The organism is Serratia plymuthica NBRC 102599, from assembly GCF_001590925.1.
GTDB lineage: Bacteria > Pseudomonadota > Gammaproteobacteria > Enterobacterales > Enterobacteriaceae > Serratia > Serratia plymuthica.
The window spans coordinates 1-14,303 of the sequence record NZ_BCTU01000017.1 but is presented as its reverse complement, the minus strand read 5'-3'; the positions used below and the strand labels follow the sequence as shown (position 1 = coordinate 14,303).

Sequence of the window (14,303 nt, the reverse complement as noted above, 5' to 3'; positions counted from 1 at the left end):
AATTACCCGTTATCCTGACCGTTAGCCGCACTAAACTCAACCCCGGCGAGCTCAGGGAACCCCCCTGCCCAGCCAAACTGCGACATGACTCCCTGCCAGGGTTCATCCCAGCGTGCGGAAATCAGTAACGGCTCACCGGTCACAGGATGGTTCAACTGCAGATGACTGGCGTGCAGCATCAAGCGCGGGCAGCCGAAGTGCTGGGCCATGCCGCGGTTCTGACGCAGGTCGCCGTGCTTACTGTCACCAATGATCGGATGACGAAGATGCACCATATGGCGACGCAACTGATGCTTACGGCCGTTTTCCGGCTTCAGTTCCATCAGACTGTAGCGCGCGCTGTCATAACGGCCAATGGCCACCGGCATCTCCACCTGCGCCAGTGGCCGGTAGTGGGTGACCGCCGGCTGCGGGCCTTTATCGGCAGCGGCATGCTTATCGGCGATTTTGTCCAGTTCTTCCGTCAGCGGGTAGTCGAGAGTTGCCCCTTCCTGCACGTAGCCACGCACCACCGCATGATAGGTTTTCTGCACTTGATGTTGCTCGAGCTGCTGCGACAGCAGACGCGCCACTTCGCTGGACAGCGCCATCAACAGCACGCCGGAGGTCGGGCGGTCGAGGCGATGCACGGTAAACACGTGCTGGCCTATCTGGTCACGCACCGTCTGCATCATAAACCGGGTTTCATGGCGATCCAGCCAGCTGCGATGCACCAGCCAACCCGACGGCTTGTTCACCGCCACCAAATACTCATCCTGGTAAAGAATCTCAATCATTATTGCGGTTCTTTATTCAACATAAGATCCAAACGTTCCAGCAGCACCAGCAGCGGCATGCAGTTCGGATCCTTATCTTTCAGCGCCTCTTCAAAGTAAGGCGTAATGGCAAAACGCGTCGGCAATGGCGCATGCGCATCCAGTAGCGCGTACATCCGCGGCAGAAATATCCATTGCAGCCACTCTTCGGCCAGCATGCTGTCTACGCAGAAGGGTTCGGTGCTGGCGAAGGCTTCAGGCTCGGGTGGCGTGGCTTGCCACAGCGCCAGCTCTCGCATTGACTGTTCAATCGCCTGCAAACTAAGGCGAACCTGATTTTGTATACTCATCTGCATTCCCGATCCGTTTAAACCATGATATTCAGCGGCGCGGCTGAAAGGCGGCAAAGCATAGCATTTTACCCTTTATAGCCCAAATTCGGCTGAGTTGATGAGATCGACCGCATTTGATCTGGTGGCGCACGCCGCCGCACGGCACAATGAGTTCACCGAATAAACCGCAAAGATTAGACACATGCCTGCAATCACACCAATAAAAAATCATGCAACGCCCGGCAAAGCCATGCTGGCTTCGGTCACCGGTTACGCGATGGACGGCTTTGATCTGCTGATCCTCGGCTTTATGCTGCCGGCCATCAGCATCGAACTGGGGCTAACCTCTTCCGCCGCCGGCTCACTGGTGACCTGGACGCTGATCGGCGCCGTATTGGGCGGCGTGATTTTCGGCCACCTCAGCGATCGCTTTGGCCGCATCCGGGTACTGACCATCACCATCCTGATGTTCTCCCTGTTTACCGGCCTGTGCGCTCTGGCGCAGGGCTATTGGGATTTGCTCGCCTATCGCACGCTGGCGGGGATCGGGTTGGGGGGAGAGTTCGGCATCGGCATGGCGCTGATAGCCGAAGCCTGGCCGGCGGAAAAACGCAACCGCGCCTCCGCCTATGTTGGCATGGGCTGGCAACTTGGCGTTCTGGCGGCGGCTTTCCTCACCCCGCTGCTGTTGACGCATATCGGCTGGCGCGGCATGTTCCTGGTTGGGTTACTGCCGGCAATCGCGTCATTTCTCATCCGCCGCACACTGGGTGAGCCGGAGGAATTCGTACGCCAACAAAATAGTGGCCAGCAGCTCTCCTTTACCCAGCGCGTAAAGCTGCTGTTTAAAGACCGGACCACCAGCAAAGCCAGTATCGGCATTTTTATTCTGTGCTCAGTGCAGAACTTCGGGTATTACGGGCTGATGATTTGGATGCCGACCTACCTGGCAAAAAATTTCGGTTTTTCGCTGACCAAATCTGGCCTGTGGACTGCAGTAACCGTGCTCGGAATGACGCTGGGCATCTGGCTGTTTGGTGTATTGGCCGATCGCTTCGCCCGCTGGAAGATTTTTATTGTCTATCAGATTGGCGCCGTGGTGATGGTCGTGGTCTATGCGCAACTTGGCGATCCCATGCTGATGCTGTTCGCCGGCGCGCTAATGGGGTTATTCGTCAATGGCATGATTGGCGGCTACGGCGCGTTGATCTCCGATACCTATCCGGTCCAGGTGCGCGCTACCGCACAAAATATTTTGTTTAATCTCGGGCGCGGCGTAGGCGGGTTGGGGCCATTGGTGATTGGGGCATTGGTGACGCAGGTGTCCTTCACGGCGGCAATCAGCCTGCTGGCGGCGATATATCTGTTGGATATTTACGCCACGCTGTTCCTGTTGCCGAAAACACAGAGCAACGGCGATACGCTGGGGGCGATTGGTTAACAATAACGAAGAGTTTGAGAAGGGGTAGTGTTCTTTGATACTTAAGATATAAAACCGCCATAAAAAGTTGGGGGCACTGCGTTAACAGTGCCCCCGGTTCGTTTTATAGCTGTCCCGCTACACAGTGTGCTCCCTGCTCAATCCTTGAAAACTTTTCCTGCGGCCATCCTGACCCAACCGTCCTTGCTCTATCCTGTAGCATCGTCCTGACGCGGTTCCTTAGTCTTCATGACCCGCCAACCCTCCTTTGCCGGCTCTCAATCTCCATCCTGGAGGTGTCCCTGGTTTCAATCCTGAAACATCCTTGGCATCTCCTGACGCCGTCCTTCGCTCTTCACTGAGCGCATCCATTTCCTCTTCCTGAAGCTGCATCATCCTGATGCTTTCCTGCTCCACCGTATCCGTTCCGGTAACCATAAGATCGCTTAATTATCTCGGCTTCACAAGGGATTAGCATAAGGATCAGGCTAAATTAACACTAAGAGTTATCCTAAAGAAAATCTAACCAATTGATCTGGATAACAATAAAGACAATCCAGATCGCAGCCCACAAAAAATTAAAAGCGATCTCTCACAGCCCGTGTGCGAGATATCTCACACGAGTGAGGCTAGATACGGCGTTAAATACTCAACTGAGGGCGCAATGCATCGAGGAAATTCCCCAGCGAAGCCGCCAGCAAGGTGCGTTTATCGCTGCCGAATTGTTCCAGTACGACATTGCCGCTGACGTTGCACAGCGAGACCATCGTCATCTCGGATTCAGTGGTTGCCAGGAATAACGTCGGCGACAGCTTCAGCCGCTTTTGCGTCACCAAATGGCCGATCAAATTCTCCTGCAGGCGAATAAAATCGTCTTCGCTCCACACCTGCAGCAAGGTCACAAGGTGCTCACCGAACTGCGCTCTCATATCCCCCGCATACTGCTGGGTATAAAACAGGTTAATGTCCGGTTGCAGCCGTATCTCAAGCGCGACCTCCACTTTTTCCAACGTCATCGCCGGGGGGAAGGGTTGCGGCAACCACAGCACTTCATCGTCGCGCGTTTCTACAATGCAAGGCGATGGCACGCCGTACAAATCCTGGCTCGCCGGCGCATGACCGCGCTCCTGCTGCCAAAGATCGACATAGCGCTGGGTGAATTCACGCAGGGCGTTCGGTACATCATGGTCCATATTTTTTCTCGCATACGGTAAACTGGAGGCTATTGTACCTATCTATCACCGAGGTGACAGCAGATGTCCTCCTATCAAGACCATCACGCCCTGTCGGCACTGACTCTGGGCAAACCTACCGCATACCGCGATCGCTACGACGCTCAGCTGCTGCAGGCGGTGCCGCGCAGCATGAACCGTGAACCGCTGGGTTTGTATCCGGACAGCCTGCCGTTCCACGGTGCCGATATCTGGACCCTGTATGAGCTCTCATGGCTGAACGGCAACGGCTTGCCGCAGGTCGCGGTGGGCGAGATTAGCCTCAACGCCAACAGCATCAACCTCATCGAATCCAAAAGTTTCAAGCTTTACCTCAACAGCTTTAACCAGACCCAATTTACCGACTGGGAGACGGTGCGCAGCACGCTGCAACGCGATCTGTCCGCCTGCGCGCAGGGTGATGTCAGCGTCGCCTTGTTCAGCATCGATCAGGTGGAAGGCAGCCCTATCGCCCGGTTGGAGGGAGAATGCATCGATCATCAGGACATCCGTATTGATAACTACGAGTTCAACGCCGATTACCTGCTGAACGCCACCGGCACCCGTCAGGTTGAAGAGCAACTTGTCAGCCACCTGCTGAAGTCAAACTGCCTGATCACCAACCAACCCGACTGGGGGTCGGTGCAAATCCAGTATCGTGGCGCACAAATCGATCGTGAAGCGCTGTTGCGCTATCTGGTGTCCTTCCGTCACCACAACGAATTCCATGAACAGTGCGTTGAGCGCATCTTCAACGATCTGATGCGCTATTGCCGGCCAGAGAGCCTGTCGGTGTATGCGCGCTACACCCGTCGCGGCGGTCTGGACATCAACCCCTGGCGCAGTAACCTTGACTTTGTGCCATCGCATGGCCGTCTGGCGCGCCAATAGTGCGAAGCATTGCTCAACAACTAAGCTAACGAGCGGTTTGTATTGGTAAAAATCAGGGGACGGCGGTAAGGTTAAGAAAGGCTGCGGCCAGTCATTGACCGCAGTGCGCTAACAATAACGAGTGCTGTTCTGCTGCGTATGGATTACTACTGCCCCGCCTCGGGTGCAAAGGAGTTACCTTGATTACACACATCAGCCCGCTTGGCTCTATGGATTTGCTGTCGCAGCTGGAAGTAGACATGCTGAAGCGCACCGCCAGCAGCGATCTGTACCGTTTGTTCCGCAACTGTTCGCTGGCCGTGTTGAATTCCGGCAGTCAAACCGACAACAGCAAACAGCTGCTTTTACGCTATGAAACCTTTGATATCAACGTTCTGCGCCGTGAGCGCGGGGTCAAACTCGAGCTGGTGAACCCACCGGAAGATGCCTTTGTCGACGGCAGAATTATCCGCTCTCTGCAGGCCAACCTGTTCGCCGTGCTGCGCGATATCCTGTTCGTTCACGGCCAAATCGACAGCGCCGGCCGTTTCCAGCATCTGAACCTGGAAAATTCGGCCCACATCACCAACCTGGTATTCTCCATCCTGCGCAACGCCCGAGCGTTGCACCTCGATGAAGATCCTAATCTGGTGGTGTGTTGGGGCGGCCACTCCATCAATGAAAATGAATACCTGTACGCCCGCAAAGTCGGCAGCCAGCTTGGCCTGCGCGAGCTGAATATCTGCACCGGCTGTGGGCCGGGAGCGATGGAAGCGCCGATGAAAGGCGCCGCCGTAGGCCATGCGCAACAGCGCTACCGCAACAGCCGTTTTATCGGCATGACCGAACCTTCGATCATCGCCGCCGAGCCGCCTAACCCACTGGTCAATGAGCTGGTGATCATGCCGGACATCGAAAAACGTCTGGAAGCCTTCGTGCGCATCGCACACGGCATCATCATCTTCCCGGGTGGCGTCGGCACGGCGGAAGAGCTGCTGTATCTGCTGGGTATTTTGATGAATCCGGAAAACAGCGAACAGGTATTGCCACTGATCCTCACCGGGCCGAAAGAGAGCGCCGATTACTTCCGCGTACTGGACGAGTTCATCATGAACACCCTGGGTGATGAAGCGCGCCGTCATTACACCATCATCATCGACGATCCGGCCGAAGTGGCGCGGCAGATGAAAAAAGCCATGCCGCTGGTGAAAGAGAACCGTCGCAACACCGGCGATGCCTACAGTTTTAACTGGTCGATCCGCATAGCACCCGATCTGCAACTGCCGTTTGAACCAAGCCACGAAAACATGGCGAATCTCAATCTGTATCCGGACCAACCGGCCGAACAGTTGGCCGCTGCGCTGCGCCGCGCGTTTTCCGGCATCGTGGCCGGCAACGTGAAGGAAAATGGCATTCATGCCATTGAGCAATTTGGCCCGTACAAACTGCACGGCGAGCCGCAGATGATGAAACAAATGGACAGTCTGTTGCAGGGCTTTGTCGCCCAGCACCGCATGAAGCTACCGGGCAGCGCCTATGTGCCCTGCTATGAAATCGTAGCCTGATACCTCAGGGCGGCGTAGAGCCGCCCTTCTTTTATCTGACTTTACTCTACAGCCAGGCGGCAAGCGTACTCAGGCATTGTAGATACGCTCCATTCTGTGCCCGCATTCGTCGGAGCGATATATTCGCCCGCTACAGAAACTGGGATGGGTACGGGAAGTCAGCCACGCTGCGGCTTGAAAGACGACGAATAAATGCCTATACACCTACTGATTGTTGACGCCCTGAACTTAATTCGCCGCATCCACGCCGTGCAGGGTTCTCCCTGCGTGAATGCCTGCCAGCATGCGCTGCAACAGCTGATCCAGCACAGCCGGCCAACCCATGCGGTGGCAGTATTCGACGAAGATGACCGCAGTGAAAGCTGGCGTCACCAAATTCTGCCCGACTACAAAGCCGGACGCTCGCCGATGCCGGAAAACTTACAGCAGGAAATGCCACAGCTGCGGCAGGCATTCGAAGCGCTCGGCGTCGCCTGTTGGCATTCGCCGGGCAATGAGGCGGACGATCTGGCGGCAACGCTGACGGCCAAGGTCGCCGGCGGCGGCCATCAGGTGACGATAGTGTCCACCGACAAAGGTTATTGCCAACTGTTGGCGCCCAACGTGCAGATCCGCGATTACTTCCAGAAACGCTGGCTGGACATGCCCTTTGTGCAACAGGAATTCGGGGTTGCGCCACAGCAATTGGCGGATTACTGGGGGCTGGCGGGAATAAGCAGCAGCAAAATTCCTGGCGTGGCCGGCATCGGGCCAAAAACGGCGGTATTGTTATTACAACAGGCGGGTACGTTGGATGAGCTGTATCAGGATCTGGAACAGGTGGCGGAAAAATGGCGCGGCAAGTTGCAACAACACCGCGACATGGCTTACGTCAGTAAAAAGGTCGCCACGCTGCGCACCGATTTGACGTTAACCGGCAACCTGCAGCAGTTGCGGTTACCGGTTAGCTAAAGGCGCTGCAAGCAGCGCCCGGTCAATTATTCACGCTCGTCGCGACGTCCCGGCACCGCCGACCACATACGGCGCACATGTACCGTGACTTCTTCACGATCGTGATAAAGCTGTTTAGCATGAATTTCTGAACTGATGCCAACCGCGTCCAACGCTTCCTTGATGGTCTGCAGATTCTGCGAAACCTCTTCGTAACGTTTTTTCATCGGTAGCTTCAGGTTGAAAATCGCCTCACGGCACCAACCTTTGACCAACCACTGGATCATCAAGCTGGTCACTTTGGCCGGTTTCTCCACCATGTCGCACACCAGCCAGTAAATCTTGCTGCTGCTTGGTTCGTATTTGAAACCGTCGGCGCGGTGATGCGTAACCTGCCCAGTATCCATCAGGCTCTGCGCCATCAGGCCATTATCCACCGCATGCACCATCATGCTGCGTTGCACCAGTTGATAGGTCCAGCCGCCCGGGCAAGCGCCCAGATCGACCGCATGCATGCCACTGCTCAAACGTTCGTCCCACTCATCGGCGGGAATGAACACGTGGAACGCCTCTTCCAGTTTCAGCGTAGAACGGCTCGGCGCGTCAGAAGGGAACTTGAGGCGCGGAATCCCCATATAGAACGGCGAATTGTTGTTACTGAAGGAGTAGCCGACATAACAGCAACCCGGTGCGATAAAGAACACATGAACCACCGGACGGGTCGCGTTCTCACGCGCCATTAGCACCTTTTGCTCACGCATTGCGGCACGCAGCGGCACGGTCAGCTTGCGGCAGAACTTCATCAGCTCTTTGCTTTCGTTGGTATCCGGCACTTCCACTCGCAGCTCACCGCCGCGATCGACCACGCCAATCAACATGCCGACAATCGGTGACACGCGATCTTCCGGCGGAAGGTCGCGCAGCAGTTCGCCAACCACCAGCATCTGGCGGGCAAAAATCAGTTCACGGAACGGGATTTCCCGCGCCAGGCGGTCGGCGTCATCCGGCTGATAGCACTCGAACAGCACGTAGCCGCTGTTATCTTTTACCCGGGCAAACCCAAAGACTTCCAGCTCGGCAGCCTTGGCGGTAATTTCCGCCGCACACTCTTTTTCAAAACCAGGACGGCAATACAACGCAAGCTTATTCATGGCGCTCGGCCTTTTTCCTCAGACGCAAAGCGCCAATCAACATCAATGCCCAACCGATCAGGAAGCACACGCCGCCAACCGGCGTGATATAGACCCAGACCTTCAGGTGTGACAGCGCCAGACAATACAGACTGCCGCTGAACAGTACGGTGCCGAGCGCCAACAGCGCCCCGCTCCAATAAAACCACAGGCTGACGCGGCGCTGCATCGCCACCGCCAGCACCAGGATCGCCAGGGTATGGAACCCTTGGTAATCCAACCCGGTACGGATCCAGGCCATCTCGTTTGCACCCAGCGTGCCGTTTAATACGTGCGCGCCAAACGCGCCCAGGGCAACAAATACAAAGCCGCTGATAGCGGCAAAAATCAGCATTGAACGACTGCTCATCGTTATTTACCTTATTGAAGAAAACCGGCTGCCGCAGAACGGCGGCCGGCCTTATTGTTCATAGCGAAAGCGGAATTTCTCCTGCTCGCTGGCTGCCCGTGCCAGGATCCACTGACGAAAGGCGGCTATTTTACCCAGTTCTGCCTGGCTGTCATGGCATACCAGATAAAAAGCGTTTTTACTGACCAGTACATCGTTAAACGGGCAAACCAGCCGCCCGGCTTCGATTTCAGTTTGCGCCATCACGTTATTCACCAGCGCCACTCCCTGACCATGAACCGCAGCCTGAACCACCATTGCGCTGTGGCTGAAAATCGGCCCCTGTTGCACATTAATGTGCTGCAATCCCAACTGTCGGGTATAAGCCAGCCAATCGCGGCGTGAAGTATCATGCAGTAGCGTGTGATAAGCCAGATCGTCCGTCACTTTTAACGCATGTTCCCCGGTCAGCAGACTGGGTGAACACACAGGCAACAGATATTCCGCGTATAAACGTTCGGCGCGCACCCCTGGCCAATTGCCGCGACCATAAAAAATCGCTACATCGACATCGTCCGCCAGCTTCTCTTCCTCACGGTCCACTGCCTGGATGCGCACGTCGATCCCCGGATAAGCTGAGTTAAAGCCAGAGAGCCTCGGCACCAACCACTGAATGGCGAAACTCGGCGGCAAACTGACGGTTAATGCCCCCTTGGCACTGCGCGCCTGCAACTTGCGGGTAGCTTCGTTGATCGAAGAGAAGATTTCCTTGATATCCAGGTAATAACTTTGCCCTTCTTCCGTCAGCAGCAGCGAGCGATTGCGCCGCCGAAACAGCTTCAGGCCGAGGAAGTCCTCCAGCGACTTGATCTGATGGCTCACAGCGGCCTGGGTAACGAACAGCTCTTCTGCCGCTTTGGTGAAACTCAGGTGGCGAGCCGCCGCGTCGAAGACCCGCAGCGCATTGAGAGGTGGTAAGCGTTTAGACATTTATTAGCTACTTTTGTGTAACAATATTCCGAATGATTCGGCATAAAAAATCAGGCGACGCTGTGTACCAAGTTACAGGTCCACGACAGCAAACCGCTATCATTAGTTTTTTTAATCCGAGCCATTATAAATTGTCCGTTGAGCATGCGCCAGCAAATACCTATAGTGGCGGCACTTCCCGGGCCGGAACGAAAAGGGAGTGGGTGTCGAGGACGCCGATGAACTTTTGGCTTGTGGTTATGATGTTGTGTTTGCAAATTGTCTGGCAATCCAGACATGGTAGCTAAGCTACTGTTTTTTCACTTCCTGTACATTTACCCTGTCTGTCCATAGTGATTTTATGCAGCACCGCAATATTTGCGGTGCTTTTTTTTGCCCGTTTTTTGACGAGGTTACTGGTTGCTTTCAACCATCTCTTTCACGTCTGAACGGTTGATCTGCTGTTCAACGCCGTTGGCGTCTTTATAGCTGATCATGCCTGTGTCGTTATCCACCTTTGGTTTTCCGTCAGCGACAATGGTGCGTCCATCATTGGTATGCATTACGTAATTGCTGGAACATGCGGCCAGGGTAAACGTTAGCATCAGAGCAGAAATAACTGCGGCTGTTTTCTTCATTGCGGACTCCTTGTAGATAAAAATGCTGTAAAAAACCTTTTATGTTATTTAACGCCATTACCTGGCAGGCACTTAATAGCATAACAAACTTATCAGAGATTTCCAGGCGATAAGTCCTAATGGACGGGAGAACTTGTCTCCGACGAAAAAATAGGACAGGATCACCCATTGACTCAGCCAGTGACAATCAGGGTATGACACCTTTTAATCCCACCGATTTTCGTAATCAGTTTCCGGCCCTGCAGCAGGCGGGAATTTATCTCGACAGCGCCGCCACCGCGTTGAAGCCGCTGGCGGTTATCGCGGCGACGCAGCAGTTTTACCGTGACGATGCCGCCACGGTGCATCGCAGCCAACACCGCGTGGCACAGGATTTGACCGCCCGCTTCGAACAGGCGCGCCGGCAGGTCGCTACGCTGATCAATGCCCCCACGGCCGATGACATTATTTGGGTACGCGGTACCACCGAGGCAATCAATCTGGTGGCGCAAAGCTATGCCCGCCCCCGGCTGCAACCGGGTGACGAAATTCTGGTGAGCGAAGCCGAACACCACGCCAACCTGATCCCCTGGTTGATGGTGGCGGAACAAACTGGCGCGCGGGTGGTGAAATTGCCGCTTGGTGTCGATCGCCTGCCGGACCTGGCACAGCTCCCCAGGCTGCTCAACGATAAAACCCGGCTGTTGGCGCTGGGGCAAATGTCCAACGTCACCGGCGGTTGCCCGGATCTGGCGCAAGCCATCACTCTGGCCCACGGCGTCGGCGCGCGCGTGATGATCGACGGAGCACAGGGCATAGTGCACTGCCCGGCCGACGTTCAGCAGCTTGATATTGATTTTTACGCTTTCTCCGGCCACAAACTCTATGGCCCGACCGGCATAGGTGCGCTGTACGGAAAAAGCGAATTACTGGCACTGATGGCGCCGTGGCAAGGCGGCGGTAAAATGCTGACCCAGGCGTCATTCGAGGGCTTCACGCCGCAGAAACCACCGCACTGCTTTGAGGCCGGCACACCCAATATCGCCGGCGTACTGGGGCTGGCTGCCGCGCTGGAATGGCTTGGCACTCAGGATAGAGCAGGCGCCGAGCGCTACAGCCGCGATTTGGCCGATCTGGCCGAGCAACGGCTGGCGCAGTTACCGGGCTTTCGCAGCTTCCGCTGTTCAGGTTCCAGCCTGCTGGCATTCGATATTGCCGGCATTCATCACAGCGATATCGTCACTCTTTTGGCAGAGCAAGGCATCGCGCTGCGCGCCGGCCAGCACTGCGCCCAGCCGCTGATGGCGGCGTTGGGCGTCAGCGGTACACTGCGTGCGTCATTCGCGCCTTACAACACCACGGAAGACGTTGAAAACCTGGTGACAGCGCTGATCAACGCCATAGATCTGCTGGCCGACTAAATTAACTTCGGAGACGCTATGCTTGCCCCACATCCCTTTGGCAGCGAAATTACCGCCGAGGCGCTGATCGTAAAATTTACCGCGCTTAAGCAGTGGGAAGATCGCTATCGCCAACTGATTATGCTGGCGAAACAGTTGCCGCCACTGCCGGAGCCGTTACGCACGGCAGAGATGGAGCTCAGCGGCTGTGAGAACCGCGTCTGGCTGGGGCATCAATTATTGGCTGACGGCACGCTGCATTTTTATGGCGACAGCGAAGGCCGCATCGTACGCGGCCTGCTGGCGGTCGTGCTGACGGCAGTGGAAGGTAAAACGCCGCAGCAAATTGCGGCAATGGATCCGCTGGCGCTGTTTGAGCAACTGGCGCTGCGCGCTCAGCTCAGCGCCACCCGTGCCAGCGGGCTGGAAGCGTTGGCCGCCGGGGTGAAAGCGATCGCCGCTCGTTACGCCTGACGCGCGGCTTTCGCCACCATTTTCTTCAAGGCGTGGGACACGGCGACAAAGCCAAAGGTCGCGGTAACCATGGTCGCCGCACCGAATCCCGCGCTGCAATCCATTCTTTTTGGCCCTTCCGCGGTGCTGCGTGATGCGCAAACCGTGCCGTCCGGCTGCGGATACACCAGCGGTTCGCTGGAAAACACGCAATCAATGCCGAGCTTGCCCTTACTGTTTTTCACCACGTTGAAATCATTCTTCAACCGCTCGCGCAGCTTGGCCGCCAGCGGATCCTGAATGGTCTTTGCCAAATCGGCTACCGCTATCTGCGTCGGATCTATTTGCCCGCCGGCGCCGCCGGTAGTGACCACCGGGATCTTGTAACGACGGCAATAAGCCAGCAGCGCAGCTTTCGGCCGTACGCTATCGATCGCGTCGATCACGTAGCTGAAATTGTTGTTCAGCAGCTCTGCCGCGTTGTCCGCAGTTATAAAGTCGTCAATGCAGGTTACCCGGCATTCAGGGTTGATCGCCAGAATGCGCTCCGCCATCACTTCCGTCTTTGACTGGCCAACGTGCTGGCGCAACGCATGGATCTGGCGGTTGGTATTGGTGACGCAGACATCATCCATATCGATCAGCGTAATGGCGCCGATACCGGTACGGGCCAGAGCCTCTGCCGCCCAGGAACCCACGCCGCCGATGCCAATCACGCACACATGCGCCTGGGCAAACAGCGCCAGCGCCTGCTGACCGTATAAACGTGCCGTGCCGCCAAAACGCTGCAGATAGGCTTCAGAATAGGCTGTGCTCATAACGCGTTACTTACCTTAACAATGCAAATGATAAGGGCCGGAAGATCCGGCCCTTGCGGGTCAATATCGGCGTACCCTATGACTTATTGTCGTCAGCGGGTAACCAACAACGAACCGCCGTTAGCGGAAGAAGTCTGGCTGGTGAACAATGGCGTACCGGTGTTACCGCCTTTCAGCACCCAGACTCGGCCGTAATGATTGTAATACCCCGCCGAGTGGCCGGCGTCCGGCCCGATGCCCTGGTACATATCGAAGTGCTGGCCTTTGATAGCGCCGCCCACGTCCAGAGCCACCATCAGGCGCATCTCATATTTTCCCGTGAATTTACCCTTGTTGTCCAGCAGAGGCACTTCTGCCAGCAGCGTGGTGCCTGCCGGGATCAGTGAACGGTCGGAAGCTACCGAAGCTTTGGCAATCAAAGGTACCGCACTGGCGCCCCGTACCGGCGCAAAAGCCTCCGGACGGAAGAACACAAAGGAAGGGTTCTGCTCCAGCAACTCACGCACTTCTGCTGCGCTGTGGGTATCGGCCCACTGGCGAATCGCCTGCATCGACATATCCGCCTTGGCCACTTCGCCGCGATCGATCAGCACTTTACCGATGCTGCGATAGGCATGGCCGTTCTTGCCGCCGTAACCGAAGAACACCAGCGGCTGACCATTGCCGTAATCCACATAGCCGCTGCCCTGAACTTCCATCATAAAGTTGTCCATCAGCGAGTTGGTGTAGGCAACGATATAACGGTCATCCAGCGCGCCAGAGTAAATGCCTGCGCGATCCGGCAGGCGGCCTTTGCCTTTTGGCGGCATGCGGTACAGCGGGTAACGGAACTCACCCTGCTGGGTATAGCGCGCCTGCACGACCGGCGTATAGTAGCCGGTGAACTGCACGTTCCCGTAGTTGTCCACGCCTTCCATCTGATAGGCGCTGAGACCGTATTGGTTCAGTTGACGGGTATCGGCACCGGCGGCCATCCAGCTTTGCACTGCCTGAAAGGTGCTGTTGTTGCGATTAAACAGTGCGGGAGAAGCGTTTCTAATCTCCATCAGCTGATTCGAGTAATCCCTGGCGTTAACCGGCACGCCTTTGGCGTTGGGTTGATTCACCAACTCCAGCGACTGATCCAGATGCCCATCCTTATACTGCTGCCCCCGGTCGGTCGGCTTTGACGAACAGCCTGCCAATACCGCTACCATCAACCCGCCCAGCAGGTATTTGCCCCAACGTCCTTTCATCGCACACACTCTCAAACAGATATGATCTACCGGCGAACGATAACAAACACCCATAGATAAGGGAATCGCCGCAAATAAAAAAACCCGCACGGCGGATAACGATGAAAAAGAACGCAAATTGCGGACTAATTCAGCATAAAGATGGCTTTAACTCAATTAATTGCAAAAAGGGTTGCAACAAAATGCACGGAGAGTATAGTGCGCTTCCAT

At 55.9% G+C, this 14,303-nt stretch carries 16 protein-coding genes; 6 read left to right on the top strand and 10 right to left on the bottom strand.

All coding sequences use genetic code 11. The features are described from left to right. Positions 1–2: 2 nt before the first annotated feature. Together truC and SPL01S_RS12800 are read right to left on the bottom strand one after the other, a co-directional pair. On the bottom strand, positions 3–776 hold the full coding sequence (gene truC, locus SPL01S_RS12805) for a tRNA pseudouridine(65) synthase TruC (RefSeq protein WP_062868370.1): 774 nt from the start codon (positions 774–776) through the stop codon (positions 3–5). After that, positions 776–1,105, bottom strand: coding sequence for a YqcC family protein (locus tag SPL01S_RS12800; protein WP_004952236.1), 330 nt, complete (start codon positions 1,103–1,105; stop codon positions 776–778). The genes truC and SPL01S_RS12800 overlap by 1 nt, the downstream gene beginning before the upstream one ends. A 184-nt stretch (positions 1,106–1,289) precedes the next feature. Between SPL01S_RS12800 and SPL01S_RS12795 the strand changes: the two genes are divergently transcribed. Then, positions 1,290–2,528, top strand: a complete 1,239-nt coding sequence (locus SPL01S_RS12795) for an MFS transporter (protein WP_004952237.1) — start codon at positions 1,290–1,292, stop codon at positions 2,526–2,528. Between the two features lie 219 nt (positions 2,529–2,747). Here the strand turns inward: SPL01S_RS12795 and SPL01S_RS25250 are convergent, their stop codons facing one another. Beyond that, the gene (locus SPL01S_RS25250) at positions 2,748–2,903 is read right to left on the bottom strand and encodes a hypothetical protein (protein ID WP_020439677.1); all 156 of its coding nucleotides are present in this window, start codon (positions 2,901–2,903) and stop codon (positions 2,748–2,750) included. 245 nt (positions 2,904–3,148) lie between these two features. Next, positions 3,149–3,700: a SecY-interacting protein gene (gene syd, locus SPL01S_RS12790; protein ID WP_004952238.1), complete on the bottom strand. Its 552-nt coding sequence runs from the start codon at positions 3,698–3,700 to the stop codon at positions 3,149–3,151. Positions 3,701–3,763: 63 nt separating this feature from the next. Here syd and queF point away from each other — a divergent pair, with 63 nt between their 5' ends. The 3 genes from queF to xni all read left to right on the top strand — a co-directional run bounded on the left by queF (position 3,764) and on the right by xni (position 7,104). After that, positions 3,764–4,609 carry an NADPH-dependent 7-cyano-7-deazaguanine reductase QueF gene (gene queF / locus SPL01S_RS12785; protein WP_004952239.1) on the top strand — a complete coding sequence of 282 codons (846 nt, stop codon included), beginning with the start codon at positions 3,764–3,766 and terminating at the stop codon, positions 4,607–4,609. A 179-nt stretch (positions 4,610–4,788) separates the two neighbouring features. Beyond that, positions 4,789–6,153, top strand: coding sequence for a nucleotide 5'-monophosphate nucleosidase PpnN (ppnN, locus tag SPL01S_RS12780; protein ID WP_063200302.1), 1,365 nt, complete (start codon positions 4,789–4,791; stop codon positions 6,151–6,153). 192 nt (positions 6,154–6,345) lie between these two features. Next, a complete protein-coding gene (gene xni / locus SPL01S_RS12775; RefSeq protein WP_063200300.1) occupies positions 6,346–7,104 on the top strand; it encodes a flap endonuclease Xni in 759 nt (252 codons plus the stop codon). A gap of 26 nt (positions 7,105–7,130) precedes the next feature. On the opposite strand, the gene rlmM is transcribed toward xni, so the two are convergent. From rlmM to SPL01S_RS12755, 4 genes are all read right to left on the bottom strand, one after another. Beyond that, complete coding sequence (gene rlmM, locus SPL01S_RS12770) at positions 7,131–8,234, bottom strand: 23S rRNA (cytidine(2498)-2'-O)-methyltransferase RlmM (protein WP_013814279.1); 1,104 nt, start codon at positions 8,232–8,234, stop codon at positions 7,131–7,133. After that, positions 8,227–8,622 carry a DUF423 domain-containing protein gene (locus SPL01S_RS12765; RefSeq protein ID WP_004952246.1) on the bottom strand — a complete coding sequence of 132 codons (396 nt, stop codon included), beginning with the start codon at positions 8,620–8,622 and terminating at the stop codon, positions 8,227–8,229. The genes rlmM and SPL01S_RS12765 overlap by 8 nt, the downstream gene beginning before the upstream one ends. Positions 8,623–8,673: 51 nt before the next feature. After that, a complete protein-coding gene (locus SPL01S_RS12760; protein WP_004952248.1) occupies positions 8,674–9,591 on the bottom strand; it encodes a transcriptional regulator GcvA in 918 nt (305 codons plus the stop codon). A 392-nt stretch (positions 9,592–9,983) separates the two neighbouring features. Next, positions 9,984–10,208 (bottom strand): YgdI/YgdR family lipoprotein, encoded by a 225-nt coding sequence (locus SPL01S_RS12755; protein WP_004952250.1) that lies wholly within the window; start codon positions 10,206–10,208, stop codon positions 9,984–9,986. 194 nt (positions 10,209–10,402) lie between these two features. Here SPL01S_RS12755 and csdA point away from each other — a divergent pair, with 194 nt between their 5' ends. Together csdA and csdE are read left to right on the top strand one after the other, a co-directional pair. Further along, entirely contained in the window at positions 10,403–11,608 is a 1,206-nt protein-coding gene (gene csdA / locus SPL01S_RS12750) for a cysteine desulfurase CsdA (RefSeq protein ID WP_063200297.1), read from the top strand. A gap of 18 nt (positions 11,609–11,626) precedes the next feature. Next, complete coding sequence (gene csdE, locus SPL01S_RS12745; RefSeq protein WP_063200294.1) at positions 11,627–12,061, top strand: cysteine desulfurase sulfur acceptor subunit CsdE; 435 nt, start codon at positions 11,627–11,629, stop codon at positions 12,059–12,061. On the opposite strand, the gene tcdA is transcribed toward csdE, so the two are convergent. Then, positions 12,052–12,858, bottom strand: coding sequence for a tRNA cyclic N6-threonylcarbamoyladenosine(37) synthase TcdA (gene tcdA, locus SPL01S_RS12740; RefSeq protein ID WP_004952255.1), 807 nt, complete (start codon positions 12,856–12,858; stop codon positions 12,052–12,054). The two genes, csdE and tcdA, sit on opposite strands and share 10 nt — an antisense overlap. A gap of 92 nt (positions 12,859–12,950) precedes the next feature. Beyond that, positions 12,951–14,093 (bottom strand): murein transglycosylase A, encoded by a 1,143-nt coding sequence (gene mltA, locus SPL01S_RS12735; RefSeq protein WP_062868376.1) that lies wholly within the window; start codon positions 14,091–14,093, stop codon positions 12,951–12,953. Positions 14,094–14,303 lie beyond the last annotated feature (210 nt).